Consider the following 16,938-nt stretch of genomic DNA (forward strand, 5'->3'; position numbering starts at 1 on the left):
GTTCCCCGCGCCCCTTTCAGGGACGCGGGGAACTGCGCGAACGGCCCCCGCCGGTGCGGGGGCGGAAACTCCGTCGAGCGAGCCAGGGGTTCGTTGTACGGTTCTGATGTCCCTGCCAAGCGCATTGGCAGGCCATCTACCCCGTACCGGCGGGACATCCGGTTACACATGTATGTGGGGACGCTGTCCTTCGATCTGCTCCTCGGCGATGTGCACTCGCTCAAGGAGAAACGCTCTCTCGTCCGGCCGATCGTCGCTGAACTCCAGCGGAAGTACGCGGTGAGCGTGGCGGAGACGGGCAACCAGGACCTTCATCGCAGGGCCGAGATCGGCCTGGCGGTGGTCTCCGGAGACACCGAGCACCTCACCGACGTACTGGACCGGTGCGAGCGGTTCGTCGCGGCGCGACCGGAGGTGGAGCTGCTGTCGGTACGGCGCAGACTTCATACAGACGAAGACTGACGGAACAAGCAAGGCGAAGAAGGAGACGGACCAGTGGCCGACAACGCGCGTGCCAAGAGGCTGGCGGACCTCATCCGAGAGGTGGTGGCCCAGAAGCTGCAGCGTGGGATCAAGGACCCGCGGCTCGGCACCCATGTCACCATCACGGACACCCGGGTCACCGGGGACCTCCGGGAGGCGACCGTCTTCTACACGGTCTACGGGGACGACGAGGAGCGCGCGGCCGCGGCCGCGGGCCTGGAGAGCGCCAAGGGCGTGCTCCGCTCGGCGGTCGGCGCTGCGGCGGGCGTGAAGTTCACGCCGACGCTGACCTTCGTCGCGGACGCCCTGCCGGACACCGCCAAGACGATCGAGGACCTGCTCGACAAGGCGCGGGCCTCGGACGCGAAGGTGCGCGAGGTCTCGGCCGGTGCCACCTTCGCCGGTGACGCGGACCCGTACAAGAAGCCGGACGAGGACGACGAGACGGACGGCGACGCCGCGGAATGACGCAGAAGACCAAGACGCCCGACGGGCTTGTCATCGTCGACAAGCCGTCGGGCTTCACTTCGCACGACGTGGTCGCCAAGATGCGCGGGATCGCCAGGACCCGCCGCGTCGGACATGCCGGCACCCTCGACCCCATGGCGACGGGCGTGCTCGTCCTCGGCGTCGAGAAGGCGACCAAGCTCCTCGGGCACCTCGCGCTGACCGAGAAGGAGTACCTGGGGACGATCCGGCTCGGCCAGGACACGCTGACGGACGACGCCGAGGGCGACATCACCTCGTCCACCGACGCCTCCAGGGTGACCCGGGAGGCCATCGACGCCGGGATCGCCAAGCTCACCGGCCGGATCATGCAGGTGCCGTCCAAGGTCAGCGCCATCAAGATCGACGGCGTGCGCTCGTACAAGCGGGCACGCGAGGGCGAGGACTTCGAGATCCCGGCCCGCCCGGTGACGGTCTCCTCGTTCGCGGTGTACGACATCCGGGACGCCGTGGCCGAGGACGGCACGCCGGTGCTCGACCTGGTCGTCTCCGTGGTCTGCTCGTCCGGGACGTACATCCGGGCGCTCGCCCGGGACCTGGGCGCGGACCTGGGCGTCGGCGGTCACCTCACCGCCCTGCGCCGCACCCGCGTCGGCCCGTACAAGCTCGACTCCGCGCGCACCCTCGACCAGCTCCAGGAGGAGCTGACCGTGATGCCGATCGCCGAGGCCGCCGCGGCCGCGTTCCCGCGCTGGGACGTGGACACCAAGCGGGCCCGGCTGCTGCTCAACGGCGTACGCCTGGAGATCCCCGAGGAGTACGCGGGGGTCGGCGCGGTGGCCGTGTTCGACGCCGAGGGCCAGTTCCTCGCGCTGGTGGAGGAACAGAAGGGCAAGGCGAAGAGCCTCGCCGTGTTCGGCTGAGGCCGACATCTGTTCATGCTCGGGCACCTGCCCGTGGAGCGGCGGTCACGGGGTTTCGTGCCCGCCGCTCCACGGTCCCCCCTCGGTTCCCCCACCCAAGGGTTTATCCATCCGCCCTGCCCTATTCACCCCTTCGGGCAGGCGCTCGGAGTGAACCGAGGGAGCGGAAGGGGGCGCGTTTCTCGCGTGATCTGTCCCGCTGATCATCTGGCGCCTACCGTCGGAAGAAGGAGCACGGCGGGGAGGTTCGAGCATGGCGGGACGGGGCCCGCGGGCCGGGAACGAGCAGACACCGGACGACGCCCGCCGCGCGCGGAACGAGACCCTGGTGCGCGTCTGCGACCTGGCCGGACGTCCACGCGGCGCGGGTTTCGTCGCCGACCACCACGGCACGGTGATCACCAGCCACGAGGCCGTCGACGGTCTGGCCCGCCTCGTGCTGCACGCCCCCGGCGACCGCAGCTGTGTGGTGACCGCCGATGCCGTGACCCCAATCCCCGAAACCGATCTGGCGCTCGTACGCACCGAGGGCCTCGGCCTCGACCCGCTCCCCGTCACCGTGCGCGAGAGGGTCGAGACCGGCACGTACGTCAGGATCCCCGCGGGCGGCTGGCGCGAGGCCCGGGTGCTGGGCAGCACCACCGTGACGTACGCGGCGACCGATCGCTTCCATCGCCTCGACGAGGCACTGGAGTTGGCGATCGGCACGGCCGGCGCGGACGCGCTCCGGCTGGGCGGCGGGGCGGCCGGGGGACCGGTCGTCGACGCCTCGACCGGGGCGGTGATCGCGGTGCTCGGCACCGCGCTGCGGACCGAGCACCGGGCGGCGGGTTTCGCGGTCCTCCTGCGCACCCCCGGCGTCACGGGTCCGCTCGCCGAACTCCTCGACCGCAACGCCACCACCGTCCCCGCGTACGGGGCCGATCTCAATCCGGCAGGCGTACTCGAACTCACGGCGACCTCGCTGGGCTCGGACGGCCCCGGGGCCGCGACCTCGGCAGGCACCGGCGGCGCGGCGCCCGCCACCGTGGAACGGGCCGCCGTCGTAAGGGAGTTCGCGTCCTTCGAGAGCGGCCCGGCCGCCGTCCTCGGACTCGTCGGCCCACCCGGCAGCGGCCGTACGACGGAACTCGCGGCGCTCGCCGCCCGCCGCACCCGCGGGGCCGCGCCGGCCCCCACGCTGTGGCTGCGCGGCGCCGACCTCCTCGCCACGGACACCTCCGTCGCCGACGCGGCCACCCGGACGCTGGAGCGGGCGGGACGGATCGTGGCGGCCCCGGAGGAGGGCACGCGCCGGGAGCCGGGGGTGCTGCCGCCGGGCGGGTACGACGGAGAGCTCGGCGACATCGGTCCCGACCGGCTGGCCCGGCTGGCACGGGCCGCCGGACGGCCACTGCTGCTCCTTCTCGACGGACCGGAGGAGATGCCGCCCGACCTCGCCCACCGGTTGCCCGAGTGGACCGAGGGCACGGCCGAGTGGCTGCGGGCGAGCGGGGCGCGGCTCGTCGTCGCCTGCCGCGCCGAGTACTGGGAGCAGGCGGGGGTCCAGTTCCCGGCCGAGTCGCTGCACCGGGCCGGTACCGACCCGGAGCCGTCGCTTCCGCCCTGCGTCCGGCTGGGCGGGCTGACCGAGGAGGAGGCGCGGCGGGTCCGTGCGCGGGCCGGGATCCCCGAGGGCGCGCTGGTGGCCGCCGACGCGCGGCATCCGCTGACGCTGCGGCTGCTGGCGGAGGTGCGCGCCGCGCTGCCTGACGCGCCGACCCGGCCACTCGACCGGGATGAGGTCTTCGCCTCCCATCTGGACCTGATGTGCCTGCGCGTCGCGGTCCGGCTCGCGGCGGCGAACGGCCTGCGCGGCACGGCCGTACGAAGGCTCGCCGCCCGGGTCTCCGGCCAGGTGCACGAGGCCGCGCGGCGTTGCCTGGGGCCCGGCCAGGGCCGGCTGGACCGCGCGTCCTTCGAGGCCGTCTTCCCCTGGGGTCCCGCACCGGGACGTGTCACCGGCTGGGCCTCCGCCGTCCTCACCGAGGGCCTCCTGGTCCCCGCCGGAAGCGGCTACCGGTTCGCCCATGAGGAGCTCGCCGACTGGATCCAGGGCACCCACCTGGATGTGGACCCGGCCCTGCACGCCCTGGTCCACCGGCGCCGCGAAGCCTGGCATACCGAGCGGGTACCGGCCCAGCGGACGCCCGCACACCCATCCGCCCAGAGCCGTTGCGTGCTCGTCCCGCGCCACCGCATCGGCCCCGTCGTGCAGGCACTCCTCCTATTGGCCCGGCACCAGGGCGCCGGTGCGCTGGCCCACCGCCTCGAAGACCTCGTCGAGGCCGTCGACGACCTGCTGGCGGAGGAGTCCGCCCAGACCGTGTACGGCACCCAGACCGGGGACGCCACCCCGAACGGCGACGGTGCCCCGACCGGGGACGGCACCTGGTGGGCCACCCACCTCCTCGCCGATGTCCTGGTGCGCGTACCCGACGCGACCCCGTACACCAGGGTGCTGCGGCTGCTCGCCGAGCGGATCGTGGCGTGGCGGACCGAAGGCCGAGGTGTGCCTGCGGAGTTCGGGCCCTCCTTCTGGGAGGCACTGCCGCTGCCGGAGGCGGAGAAGTTCGATCTGCTCAGGCGCCTGGTCGTCGTGGACGGGGCGCCGCGTCAGGCGAGCCCGGCCGAGGGGTCCCGCACCGCCGCCGGCGCCCACCGCCGCCGTCCCCCGGAGGCCCCGCGCTATCTGGACGCCGTCGCCCGACTCCTCGCCGCCGACCCCACCGCCGTACAACCCCACCTCACTCCCTGGTTCGACGACGACCGGCCGCTGCCCGCGACGCCCCACGCGACCGTGGCGACCGCCGCGCAGGCCCTGCTGTACGCGCACCGGCGGCGCGCCCTGGACGACCTCGCGGAGGCCCTGGTCGACCGTGCCCACCGGCGCGGGGACGAGCTGCTGGCCGCGCTCGCCGAGGAGGAGCCCTCGGCCGTGTGCCGGGCGGTGGACCGGTGGGCGCACGACGAGCGCCCGGCCCGGCGGGTGGCGGCGATGGCGTACGGGCTGCGCGCCGCGCCGCATGTGCGCGCCGAGGCCGACCGCGAGCTGCTGCGCTACGCGGCGCTGACCCTGCTCGCCAGTCCCGCCGACTGCGCGCTGCACGGTGGCGCGCTCGGCCTGCTCGTACGGGACCCGTGGACGCGGGCCCGGTACCTGCCGCAGGCGCTTGAGCTCTTTGCCGCGGGCGATCCGCGGCTGCCCGCCGGCGCGCTGGTCGCCGCCCTGAACACGCATCCCGACCCGGTGCTCGAAGCCTTTCGGGTCCGGCTGCGACAGCCGGGCGCGGACACCTCGGAGGCGCTGCGCACGCTCGCCGACGTCACCACGCCCGCGCTCGCCCGCCGTGTCGGCGTGCTGGTCAGGGAAGTGGTGGAGCTGTGCCCCGAGGCCGCCGCGCACGTGGCCGCGTACGTCGACCGGCGCCTCGAACACGGATCCGCGGCACGATCCGTCCTCTTCCCGCTGGTCACCGGTCTGCTGGTCGGCTGCCCGGCTCCGGTGCGGGCGGCCCTCGCGGCCGTCCTGGCGGCGCCGGGCAGCCAGGACTGCGACCCGTTGCGGCGCGAGCTGCTGGACCTGCTGCTCGCGCACGAGCAGGACCCGGCCGTCCTCGACACCCTGCTGCGGGCCGCCGCGGACGGCGCGGCCCGCCGGGGCGAGGAACCCACCCGTGAGCTGGTGCACCGCACGGGCCTGCTCCTCGTCCGCACCCCGGCCGGAGCCACCGGCTTCGACCGCGGTCTGGTCGAGCTGGCCCGTCAGGTCCCCGGCTTCGCGACCCTGGTGGCACGCTGGCTGACCGGCTCCCCCGACGAGTGGGCCGGGGTGGTCGGCCCGAGCACCCGCCGCGTGATCGAGAACCTCGCAGGGGTACGGGTTCCGGCCTGAACCGTGCGCGATGCGTCACACCCCGATGCCGATGCGAACCGAGCGCACTCGGCATGGCACCCTTAGAGCTGCGAATGAGGCAATGACGGACACGGGTTCGACAAGGAGCGGTCACAGTGCAGCGCTGGCGTGGCTTGGAGGACATCCCCGAGGACTGGGGGCGCAGCGTCGTCACCATCGGTTCCTACGACGGGGTGCACCGCGGACACCAGCTGATCATCAAGCATGCCGTGGACCGCGCCCGTGAGCTGGGCGTTCCCTCCGTCATGGTGACCTTCGACCCGCACCCCAGCGAGGTCGTGCGCCCCGGCAGCCACCCCCCGCTGCTCGCCCCGCACCACCGCCGCGCCGAACTGTGCGCCGAACTGGGTGTGGACGCGCTGCTCATCCTCCCCTTCACCACCGAGTTCTCGAAGCTGTCGCCCGCCGACTTCGTGGTGAAGGTCCTCGTCGACAAGCTGCACGCCAAGGCCGTCGTCGAGGGCCCGAACTTCCGTTTCGGCCACAAGGCCGCCGGCAATGTCGACTTCCTGCGCGAGCAGGGCAAGACGTACGACTTCGACGTCGAGGTGGTGGAGCTGTACGTGAGTGGTTCCGCCGGGGGCGGCGAGCCCTTCTCCTCGACCCTGACCCGGCGGCTGGTAGCCGAGGGCGATGTCGAGGGCGCGCGCGAGATCCTGGGCCGCCCGCACCGCGTCGAGGGGATCGTCGTCCGCGGCGCCCAGCGCGGCCGCGAGCTCGGCTTCCCCACCGCCAACGTCGAGACCCTCCCGCACACCGCGATCCCCGCCGACGGCGTCTACGCCGGCTGGCTGCACGTCGGGGGCGAGGCGATGCCCGCCGCGATCTCCGTCGGCACGAACCCGCAGTTCGACGGCACCGAGCGCACGGTGGAGGCGTACGCCATCGACCGCGTCGGCCTGGACCTGTACGGCCTGCACGTCGCCGTCGACTTCCTCGCCTACGTCCGCGGCATGGCCAAGTTCGACTCCATCGAGGCGCTGCTGGAAGCCATCGCGGACGATGTGAAGCGCTCGCGCGAGCTGATCGAGGCGTACGAGGGGGAGTGACTGCGTCGTACGCGGCAGGGGCGCCGGTGCTTTCAGAGGCACCGGGCGCCCCTTTTCACGTACTGAGTGCCCAGCTACACGCCCTCTGCTTCACGTACTGAGCGCCCAGCCGCACGCCCTCTGCTTCACGTACTGAGCGCCCAGCCGCACGCCACCTGCTTCACATACCGAGCCGTGCCCAGTGGCATGCCACCTGTGCTTCGCCGCTGCCGTTCAGTACCTCCGGGTCCTCGCCCCGGCAGGCGTCCGCGACGCCCGCCCGGTCGGCCTCTCCGCTCGCCAGGATCTGGCAGCGTGCGTGGAATCGGCAGCCGGTGGGGATGCGGGAGGGGTCCGGGGGTTCGCCGGTGAGGACCACCGGGTCGCCCGGGGCCTCCGGGAGGACGGACAACAGGGCCTGGGTGTACGGATGCCGGGGCGCGGTCAGGACCTTCTCCACCTCGCCCGTCTCCACGATCCGGCCCAGGTACATCACCGCGACCCGGTCGGCGATGTTCCACGCCAGCCCCAGGTCGTGGGTCACCACCAGGGCGGACAGGCCGAGTTCGGTGCGCAGCCGCAGGAGCAGGGCGAGGATCTCGCCGCGTACCGACGCGTCGAGGGAGGCCACCGGCTCGTCGGCGACGATGAGTTCGGGCTCCAGGACCAGCGCGCCCGCGATGACGACGCGCTGGCGCTGGCCGCCGGACAACTCGTGCGGGTAGCGCAGGAAGAAGCGCTCCGGCGGGCGCAGACCGGCCCGGGAGAGGGCTTCGGCGACCGCCGCCCGCTCGTCGCCGCCGTACCTGTGGATGCGCAGTCCCTCGGCCACCGCGTCGTACACCGTGTGCCGGGGGTTGAGCGAGCCGCTGGGATCCTGCAGGACCAGCTGGACGCGCTTGCGGTAGGCCTTGAGGGCGCGTGCGGAGTAGTCGAGCGGCCTTCCGTCGAAGGTGACGCGGCCGTCCGTCGGCGGGACCAGACCGAGCAGGGAGCGGGCCAGCGTCGTCTTGCCGCAGCCCGACTCGCCGACCAGGGCGACGATCTCGCCGGGGCGGATGTCGAGGTCGACCCCGTCCACGGCACGCGCGCGGTCGGCGCCGTGACGTCCGGGAAAGGCGATGTGCAGGCCCTCGGCCCGGAGCAGAGGAGCCGCGGTCACGGGGGGCACAGGGGTGGTGGTCATGGGGCGCTGCTCCTGGCTTCTTCGGCCGGGGTGCCCGGCTCGGGGACGGTCGCGCCGGCGTGCACACAGGCGGCCCAGCGCCCCGCACCCGCCTCCCGCAGTGCCTGATCCTCGCTCGCGCAGCTGTCCAGCGCCACCGCGCACCGGGGGTGGAACGTACAGCCGGACGGCAGCGCCGACGGGTCCGGTGGATCGCCCGGCAGTCCGCGCGGCGCGAACCGCGAGGCGGCGTCGCCGATGCGCGGGAACGCCGCCGACAGTGCCTTGCCGTACGGGTGCCGGGCCGCCTCGTACACCTGCCGGGCCGGGCCCTCCTCGACGACACGGCCCGCGTACATCACCGCGAGCCGGTCGCAGGTGTCGGCGAGCACAGCCAGGTCGTGGCTGATCATGATCAGGCCCAACTCCTGCTCGGCGACGAGCTGTTCGATCAGACGCAGGATCTGGGCCTGGATCATCACGTCGAGGGCCGTGGTCGGTTCGTCGGCGATGACGAGCCGGGGGTCGCAGGCCAGGGCCATGGCGATCATGACGCGTTGGCGCTGCCCGCCGGACAGCTCGTGCGGGTAGGCGCTCGCTCGGGCGGCGGGCAGACCCACGTGCTCCAGCAGTTCGCCGGTCTTCTGCCTCGCGCCCGCCGGGGTCGCCTTCTTATGGAGCAGGATCGGCTCGGCGATCTGGTCGCCGACGCGGTGCACGGCGTTGAGGGAGTGCATCGCGCCCTGGAAGACGATCGAGGCGCCCGCCCAGCGGACCGCCCGTACCCGTCCCCACTTCATCGTCAGCACGTCCTCGCCGTCGAGCAGGATCTCCCCGCTCGTACGGGTACCCGTGGGCAGCAGCCGCAGCAGTGCGAGCGCCAGCGTGGACTTGCCGCAGCCGGACTCGCCCGCGATACCGAGCTTCTGGCCCGCGTCGAGGGAGAGGTCCACGCCGCGCACCGCGGCCGCCCCGCCCGCGTACGTCACCTCGAGGTTCCTGACCTCCAGCAGGCGCCGCTTCGCCGGAGTGCTCATCGGGTCACCCCCAGCTTGGGGTTGAGGACCGACTCGACCGCGCGTCCGCACAGCGTGAACGCCAGCGCCACCACCGCGATCGCGACCCCCGGTGGCACCAGGTACCACCACTTGCCCGCGCTGACCGCGCCCGCCTCCCGCGCGTCCTGGAGCAGCCCGCCCCAGGACACGACCGTCGGATCGCCGAGCCCGAGGAAGGCGAGGGTCGCCTCGGCGAGGATCGCGGAGGAGATGATCAGGGTGGTCTGCGCCAGCACCAGTGGCATCACATTGGGCAGCACGTGCCGGGACATGATGTGCCAGTGCCCGCCGCCGAGCGCCTTCGCCCGCTCGATGTAGGGCCGCGACTCCACGGCGAGGGTCTGCGCCCGCACCAGCCGGGCCGTCGTCGGCCAGGTGGTGACGCCGATCGCCAGGATGATCGTGCCGATCGAACGCGACATCACGGTCATCAGCGCGATCGCGAGCACCAGCGTCGGCATCACCAGGAACCAGTCCGTGATCCGCATGATCACGGTCGAGTACCAGCCGCGGAAGTGGCCCGCGGTGATCCCGATCAGCGCGCCGATCGCGACGGAGAGCACGGCGGCGAGCAGCCCGACGAGCAGCGAGACGCGGGCACCCCACACCACGAGCCCGAGCAGATTGCGCCCGAACTGGTCGGTGCCGAGCGGGAATCGGGCACTGGGGCTCTCCATCGGGCCGCCCGGCGCGTCGGTCACGCTCTGCACGTCGGAGCCGACGGTCAGCGGCGCGGTCAGGGCGATCAGCGCGAAGAGGGAGAGGGCGGCCAGTCCGAAGACGCCCGCCCGGTGGGTGCGGTACTGCCGCCAGAAGCGCGCGGCGGAGTGGCGGCGGCGCTGCCAGGCGAGGGTGCGCGGGCCGACTGTGGCCACCTGCGGGGTTGCTTCGGTTGTCATCGGCCCGTCCGACTCGGTCGTGGTCATCGGCCCACCCGTGGGTCCAGCAGCGGATAGATCAGATCGGCCAGGGTGTTCATCACGATCACCGCCGAGGCGAAGACGAAGAACAGCCCCTGGACCAGCGGCAGATCGGGCACGCTCAGCGCCTGGTAGAAGAGCCCGCCCAGGCCCGGCCAGGAGAAGACGGTCTCGACGAGGATCACTCCCGCGACCGTCCGGCCGAGGTTGATGAAGATGAGGGTGACGGTCGGCAGCAGCGCGTTCGGCACGGCGTGCCGACGGCGGACGAGATCGTCCCGAAGGCCCTTCGCGCGCGCCGTCGTCAGATAGTCGCTGCCCATCTCGTCGAGCAGCGCCGAGCGCGTGACCAGCAGAGTCTGCCCGTATTCGACGGAGACCAGCGTCACCACCGGCAGGATCAGATGGTGGGCGACGTCGAGGACGTACGCGAAGCCCTCCTTGCCCCCCGACTCCATGCCGCCGGTCGGGAACAGGCCAGGGATCGGCCCCATGCCCACCGAGAAGACGATGATGAGCAGCAGACCGAGCCAGAAGGACGGGATCGAGTACAGCGTCAGGGCCAGACCGGTGTTGAGGCGGTCGCTCGTGCCGCCGCTGCGCCAGGCGGAGCGGGTGCCGAGGAAGATGCCGAGCGCGGTGTACAGGACGAACGCCGTGCCGGTGAGCAGGAGGGTGTTCGGCAGCGCTTCGGAGATCTTGTCGATGACGGGGGCCCGGAACTGGTACGAGGTGCCCAGGTCGCCGGTGAGGGCCTTGCCGCAGTAGTCGGTGAACTGCTGCCACAGCGGCAGATCGAGTCCGAACTCCGTCCGGTAGTGGGCGAGTTGCTCGGCGGATACCTGACGGCCGCCCGTCATGTACTTCACCGGATCGCCGGGGATGAGCCGGAAGAGGAAGAAGCTGGTGACGAGGACGGCCAGCAGCGAGACGGCCGCGCCGCCCAACTTGCCCGCCACATACCGCAGATACGCGGTGGTGGTGCGCGCCCGTGGCCCGCGGACCGACGGCCCGGCCAGGGCCGGACCGTCGGTCGCCTCGACCAGCGAGGGTGTTGCCTCAGCGGTCATGAACTACTCATTCGCTCGTACGTTCATGGGGTGCCCGTGGGGGTCGGGAGACGGGGGACGGGTGGCAGGGGAGGTCTACTCGCGGTCCTCGGCCGTGGCACGGCGTCGCATCGCGAAGAACGCCCCGACGCCCGCGAGAACGACGACGCCCGCGACGATGCCGATGATGACGCCCGTCGAGCTCGAACCGTCGGAGGACGCACCGGAGGCGTCGGCCGGAACCGCCGACCACCAGCTCCAGTAACCGTCCTGGCCGTAGATGTTGCCCGCGGCCTTGGGCATCGTCTCGATCGACTTGATCTGGTCGGTGCGGTAGGCCTCGACCGCGTTCGGGTACGCCATGACGCTCATGTACCCGGTCTCGTAGAGCCGCGACTCCATCTGCTTGACGATGTCCGCCCGCTTGGCGGTGTCGTACTCGGCGAGCTGCTGGTCGTACAGCTCGTCGTACTTCTTGTCGCAGATGAAGTTGTCCGTGGCGCCCGTGTCCTTGGGGGTGGCGGGCAGCGCCCCGCAGGTGTGGATGGACAGCACGAAGTCGGGGTCCGGGTTGACGGACCAGCCGTCGAAGGCCAGGTCGTACTTGCCGGCCAGCCAGGGGTCGGTCACGTTGTCGAGGCAGTTGAGGGTGACGCCGATGCCCAGCTTGCCGAACCACTCCTTCACGTACTGTCCGACCGCCTTGTCGTTCGGGTCGGTGGCGTGACAGAGGATCCGGTAATCGATCGGCTTGCCGTTCTGCTCGACGCGCTTGCCGTCGGCGTTCTTCTTGTAGCCCGCCGCGTCGAGGAGCTGGGCCGCCTTGGCCGGGTCGTACGCGAGCTCCTGGCTCGCCGACGGCTTCCAGTAGTACGTGGAGAAGCGCGGCGGGATGTATCCCTCGCCCTCGACGGCGTGGCCCTGGAAAACCTTGTCGATGAGGGTCTTCCGGTCGATCGCCATGAAGAGCGCCTGGCGCACCTTCTGGTTCAGCAGCGACTCGGCGCCGTCACCGAAGTGCTTGCCGTCCTTGGACTGGGCGCCGGGGTTGGTGGCCAGGGCGTAGAAGCGACGGCCCGGAGCGTCGTTGACCTTGATGTTCGGCTCGCCCTTGAGGGACGCGGCCTGGGCGGGGGTCAGCGCGGGGGAGCCCGCGACGAAGGAGACCTCGCCCTTGCGCAGGGCGGCCACCGCGGCGTCCTGGTCCTTGAAGTACTTGAAGACCAGCTCGTCGAACTTGGGGGCGCCGCGCCAGAAGGTCTTGTTCGGCTTCAGCCGCACATAGCTGTCGGCCTTGTAGTCGGTCAGGACGAACGGCCCGTTGCCGACGATCGGGAAGCTCTGGTCGTTGTTGAACTTCGAGAAGTCCTTGACCTTCTCCCAGATGTGCTGGGGGACGATCGGCACATCGAGCGCGCCCATCGTGGCCTGCGGCTTCTTCAGCTCGATGACGAGCTGGGTGGGGCTCGGGGCGGTGACCTTCCTGAAGTTGGTGACGAAGCTTCCGTTGGCGGTGGCCGCGCCCTGGTCCGTCATCATCTTGTTGAACGTCCACGCCGCGTCCGCGGCGGTGGCCTGCTGACCGTCCGACCACTTGGAGTTCGAGCGGATCGTGTAGGTCCAGGTGAGCTTGTCGGCGGACGGCTCCCACTTGGTGGCCAGGCCCGGGACGGTGTGGTTGTCCGCGGGGTCGTAGTTGGTCAGGTACTCGTACATGAGCCGGTGGATGCTCGTACTGAGCAGGCGCGAGGCCAGGAAGGGGCTCAGCGAGTCGACGCTCTGCGCGACCGCGACGGTGAGGACCTTCTTGCTCTCCTTGGCCTGCTGGCTCCCCTTGGCCTGGGCCTCTTGCGGGGCCGGGTTGAGCGGGGTCGCGAGAGCGGCGGAGAGGGTGAGCGCGGCGGCGGCTGCGGCGGCGAGGAGCCGGGGGCGCAGACGTCCTCTGTTGGGCTGATCGTGTCTGTTCATGGGTCGGTGACCTCGCGTCATCGCTCGCACAGGGATGGCTGGTTGACCTACTGGATCAGGGTGATCGGGGGACGCCGGCGGGATTGATGTGTGTGTCTATCAGCGGCGGTCTCGGCGCGTCAACGGCGCGTGAACCCCGTGTGGCCTGCGGAAATAACGAGTTGGCGCGGATTTTTCGCTCATTGGTTCAGACCGGTGAAGCCCTCCTGGCCAGGGGGTGACGCCCTGTTTCGTGCCTGGACACACGAAGGCCCGCACCCTGGGGGAAGGGCGCGGGCCTCGGCGAGAAACGGTGCCCCTGAAGGGCCCGATCGGGTTACTGATGTCTGGTTGTCGACGTCTGGCGTCGATGGCCGGTTACTGCTGTGGGGGTGCGGGCGGGGGAGGGGTCTGAGGGGCCTGGCCCTGGTACGGCGGGTAGGGCTGACCCGGCTGACCCGGCTGGCCGGGCTGGAACTGCTGGCCCGGCTGCGGATAGGCCTGGCCGGGCTGCGGGGGTCCCGCGTACGGCTGGCCCGGCTGCTGGGGATAAGGCTGCTGCCCCGGCATCGGCGCTCCAGGCACTCCCTGCGGGTAGGGGTACTGACCCGGCATCGGCGGCGCGGCCACCGGCGGCGGGTTGCCGTCGTTCGTCCACAGCCCGTGCGACTGCTGGTGCCGGACGATGTCCTCGGCGACCAGCGCGGACAGGTTGAAGTACGCCTCCCGCACCTTGGGCCGCATCATGTCGAGGTCGACCTCGGCACCCGCGGCCAGGTGCTCGTCGAAGGGCACGACCACGACACCACGGCAGCGCGTCTCGAAGTGGCCGACGATGTCCTCCACCTTGATCATCTTGCCGGTCTCGCGGACACCGGAGATGACGGTGATGGAGCGCGACACCAGTTCCGCGTACCCGTGCGCCGACAGCCAGTCCAGCGTCGTACTGGCACTGCTGGCACCGTCGACGGACGGAGTGGAGATGATGATGAGCTGGTCGGCGAGGTCGAGCACCCCACGCATGGCGCTGTACAGCAGACCGGTGCCCGAGTCGGTCAGGATGATCGGGTACTGCTTGCCCAGGACGTCGATCGCGCGCCGGTAGTCCTCGTCGTTGAAGGCCGTGGAGACGGCCGGGTCGACGTCGTTGGCGATGATCTCCAGACCGGAGGCGGCCTGCGAGGTGAACCGCCGGATGTCCATGTACGAGTTCAGGTACGGGATCGCCTGCACGAGGTCACGGATGGTGGCCCCGGTCTCGCGGCGCACCCGTCGCCCGAGCGTGCCCGCGTCCGGGTTGGCGTCGATCGCGAGGATCTTGTCCTGCCGCTCGGTGGCGAGCGTGGAGCCGAGCGCGGTGGTGGTCGTCGTCTTGCCGACACCGCCCTTGAGGCTGATGACGGCGATCCGGTAGCACGACAGCACCGGCGTCCGGATCAGCTCCAACTTCCGCTGCCGCTCGGCCTCTTCCTTCTTCCCGCCGAGCTTGAACCGCGAGGAGGCGCCGGAGGGACGACCGCTCTTGGCCTTCTGCTTCTTGTTGTTGAGCAGCCGGTCGGAGGACAACTCGACCGCGGCCGTGTACCCGAGCGGGGCGGCGGCCGGGTTGGTGGGCTGACGCTGGTCGTGCTGGATCGGCTGCGGCCAGGCGGCTCCGGTACGGGGGTCCACGGGCGGCTGAGGCTGTGCCTGCTGGGCCTCCGGCTGCGGGCCCGGGTGGGGCTGCTGCGGGAAGCCGTAGCCGCCCTGCTGGGGCGCGTTCGGAGCCGGGGGCTGGGGGAAGCCGTAGCCCGACTGCGGGCCGGGGGCCTGCGGTGCGGGGGGCTGGGGCGGGTTGGCCTGCGGCGCGTCGGTGTGTGGCGCGGCGGCCTGCGGTGGGGTCGGCTGGGGAGCGGGGGCGCCCGTCTGCGGGAACCCGTAGCCGCTCTGCTGCGGTCCCGGCTGGGACGGGACGGGGGCGCTCGGCTGTGGGAACCCGTAACCGGTCGGCGGGGCCGGGGGGTTGGGCGCGGCGGGAGCCGGGATCCCGGGGTGCGGGAAGCCGTAACCGTCCTGCGGCGCGGGCGGAGCGGGCGGCGCGGGTACGGGAGCGTCGGCGACCGGCGGGGCCACGGGGCCCGGCGCGGGCGGCGTGCCCTGCGGATGCCAGGCGGTGGGCGCGGGCTGCGGAGCCTGCGGCTGGAACGGCGGCTGCGGCTGGGCGACCGGCGGTTGCGGCGGGACCGCGGGCTGGGCGGACGGCGGTCCCGGGTGGGGCTGCTGCTGGGGGAAGCCGTAGCCACCCTGCTGGGGCGGCACGGGGGGCTGTCCCAGCGCGGAAGTGGGCTGCGGCGGGACGGGGTCCTGGCCCTGCGCGGCCGTCGGTTGCGGCTGCTGAGGGGGCCCGGGCTGGGGTGGCACGACCGGCTGGGGCGAGGGCCACTGGGCCGCGGGGGCCGGGGCGGCGGGCTGGTAGGCGGGCGGCAGCGGCGGCAGTCCGCTCTGCGGCATCGGCGGGGGAGCCCAGGCGGGTGCGGCGGCCTGCGCGTCCTGCGCTATGTCGGTCCCGGCGTTCGGCGAGGTGTCCTGGGGCCAGTCGTCGAAGACATCGGTCTCCTGCGCCGCCGCGTCCGGGGTTACGGGGGCCTCGGGAGCGGAGTCCTGAGGCGTGGTCTCCGCCGTCGCGGCAGCAACGAGCCGCTCGCCCTCCGCGTCAGTGGCACCCTCGGTACCCGCGGCACCCTCGACGTCGCCGTCAGAGGCACCCGCGGGCTCCTTGGAGCCACCGTCGGCGGCTGCTGCCGCTGCGGCGTCCTCGGAGTCGTCGGCGCCCGTGTCGGCCGCAACCTCCGAGGCCTCGGCCTCACCGCGCGGGCCGTCTTCACCACCGGTCGGGTCCGTCACGTCGGCCCCGACGTCCGTGGACTCCTGCCTGTGTCCCGCGGCGGACTCGGTGGCGTCGGAGCCGTCGCCCACGGGGCTGTTGTCGGAGCCGTGGCCCGCAGGGGCGGCGCCGGTGCCGTCGTGCTCGCTCGTGCCCGCGTTCGCGCCTTCCGCCGGCGAGGGCACCTCCCCGCCTGCCGCGGCCTCACCGGAGGCAGGGGCGGACTGCTGCTCCCCGGCCGGCACGGCGGGCGCGCTCAGCTCGAAGTCGCCGCCGGTCGTGTCCTCGCCTTCCGGTCGGTCACCCACCGGCTCGCCCTCGGCGGCCGCGGTGTCCCCGGCCGGGCCGGCGGACGTTTCCTCGGCGGTCCGGGCCGTGGCCTCCCGCTCCGCGAACTCACGTTTGAGCGCGGCGGCGGAGAACCGCATGGTCGCGCCGCTCTCGATGTCACCGCTCCCGAGGCCGGCCTCGTCGGCCGGTACGGTCGGCGGCGTCCAGGCAGGCTGCGGTCCGGACGCGGGCACGGCCGGAGACACCGGCGCTGCCGGCGGAACGGGCGCTGCCGACGGAACCGGTGCGGCCGGGTCGAACGACACCGGCGCAGCGGACGGCGCGGGAGGAGCCGGGGGAGGTGGAGTCGGCGAGGCCTGGGCCGAATGGCCCGACGCGTTCTGCGTGTACCAGGCGGGCGGCGCGTAGTCGATGGTGAACTCGCCCGTCGCCTCGACGGCGGACTCCGCGTCGGACTGGTCATCGCCGGGTGTGGCCCAGCCCCCGCGGATCCCGTCCCGATCGCTGTTCACAATTCCTCCTGGTGTGGTCAAGCACCCTCAATGCCGTGCTGACGCGACCGTTCGCTTCGTGTCTGTCTTCGCGTCTGTTCGTGCGAAGCGCGGGCGGGTCCGTCGACGGGTGGGTCGAGGGATACGGGTCGCGCCCGGTCCCAGCCTAATCACCACGAGCGCCACGACGGCAGGCCCGTCCGCCCCTCCGCACGGGTCCGCTCCGTCACACCTTGCCCAGAAGCGGCGTACGCACGCGTCAGGGGAGTAAACAAAACGGGCAATCGTGGTGAACAAGCTGGGCACGGCAAGGGGGAA

At 72.3% G+C, this 16,938-nt stretch carries 11 protein-coding genes; 5 read left to right on the forward strand and 6 right to left on the reverse strand.

Features of this window, described 5'->3' with window-relative positions:
- Positions 1 to 168: 168 nt before the first annotated feature.
- The 5 genes from ACFVWD_RS46270 (at position 169) to ACFVWD_RS46290 (ending at position 6,857) form a co-directional block, all read left to right on the forward strand.
- On the forward strand, positions 169 to 462 hold the full coding sequence (locus ACFVWD_RS46270) for a DUF503 domain-containing protein (RefSeq protein ID WP_143609353.1): 294 nt from the start codon (positions 169 to 171) through the stop codon (positions 460 to 462).
- Between the two features lie 33 nt (positions 463 to 495).
- A complete protein-coding gene (gene rbfA, locus ACFVWD_RS46275; RefSeq protein WP_389604264.1) occupies positions 496 to 951 on the forward strand; it encodes a 30S ribosome-binding factor RbfA in 456 nt (151 codons plus the stop codon).
- Positions 948 to 1,853: a tRNA pseudouridine(55) synthase TruB gene (gene truB, locus ACFVWD_RS46280; protein ID WP_168496202.1), complete on the forward strand. Its 906-nt coding sequence runs from the start codon at positions 948 to 950 to the stop codon at positions 1,851 to 1,853. Before rbfA ends, truB begins: the two co-directional genes overlap by 4 nt.
- A gap of 253 nt (positions 1,854 to 2,106) precedes the next feature.
- Positions 2,107 to 5,787: a trypsin-like peptidase domain-containing protein gene (locus tag ACFVWD_RS46285; RefSeq protein WP_389604265.1), complete on the forward strand. Its 3,681-nt coding sequence runs from the start codon at positions 2,107 to 2,109 to the stop codon at positions 5,785 to 5,787.
- Positions 5,788 to 5,903: 116 nt separating this feature from the next.
- Entirely contained in the window at positions 5,904 to 6,857 is a 954-nt protein-coding gene (locus ACFVWD_RS46290; RefSeq protein ID WP_168496204.1) for a bifunctional riboflavin kinase/FAD synthetase, read from the forward strand.
- A 160-nt stretch (positions 6,858 to 7,017) separates the two neighbouring features.
- On the opposite strand, the gene ACFVWD_RS46295 is transcribed toward ACFVWD_RS46290, so the two are convergent.
- The 6 genes from ACFVWD_RS46295 to ACFVWD_RS46320 all read right to left on the reverse strand — a co-directional run bounded on the left by ACFVWD_RS46295 (position 7,018) and on the right by ACFVWD_RS46320 (position 16,641).
- The gene (locus ACFVWD_RS46295) at positions 7,018 to 8,022 is read right to left on the reverse strand and encodes an ABC transporter ATP-binding protein (RefSeq protein ID WP_389604267.1); all 1,005 of its coding nucleotides are present in this window, start codon (positions 8,020 to 8,022) and stop codon (positions 7,018 to 7,020) included.
- A complete protein-coding gene (locus ACFVWD_RS46300) occupies positions 8,019 to 9,038 on the reverse strand; it encodes an ABC transporter ATP-binding protein (RefSeq protein ID WP_389604269.1) in 1,020 nt (339 codons plus the stop codon). Before ACFVWD_RS46300 ends, ACFVWD_RS46295 begins: the two co-directional genes overlap by 4 nt.
- Positions 9,035 to 9,958, reverse strand: a complete 924-nt coding sequence (locus ACFVWD_RS46305) for an ABC transporter permease (protein WP_248297774.1) — start codon at positions 9,956 to 9,958, stop codon at positions 9,035 to 9,037. Before ACFVWD_RS46305 ends, ACFVWD_RS46300 begins: the two co-directional genes overlap by 4 nt.
- 23 nt (positions 9,959 to 9,981) lie before the next feature.
- Positions 9,982 to 11,049, reverse strand: coding sequence for an ABC transporter permease (locus ACFVWD_RS46310; protein ID WP_389604270.1), 1,068 nt, complete (start codon positions 11,047 to 11,049; stop codon positions 9,982 to 9,984).
- Between the two features lie 75 nt (positions 11,050 to 11,124).
- Positions 11,125 to 12,996: an ABC transporter substrate-binding protein gene (locus tag ACFVWD_RS46315; RefSeq protein WP_389604272.1), complete on the reverse strand. Its 1,872-nt coding sequence runs from the start codon at positions 12,994 to 12,996 to the stop codon at positions 11,125 to 11,127.
- Between the two features lie 357 nt (positions 12,997 to 13,353).
- On the reverse strand, positions 13,354 to 16,641 hold the full coding sequence (locus ACFVWD_RS46320) for an SCO5717 family growth-regulating ATPase (RefSeq protein ID WP_389604273.1): 3,288 nt from the start codon (positions 16,639 to 16,641) through the stop codon (positions 13,354 to 13,356).
- Positions 16,642 to 16,938 lie beyond the last annotated feature (297 nt).

It is taken from the genome of Streptomyces sp. NPDC058086 (genome assembly GCF_042885015.1).
Lineage (GTDB): Bacteria > Actinomycetota > Actinomycetes > Streptomycetales > Streptomycetaceae > Streptomyces.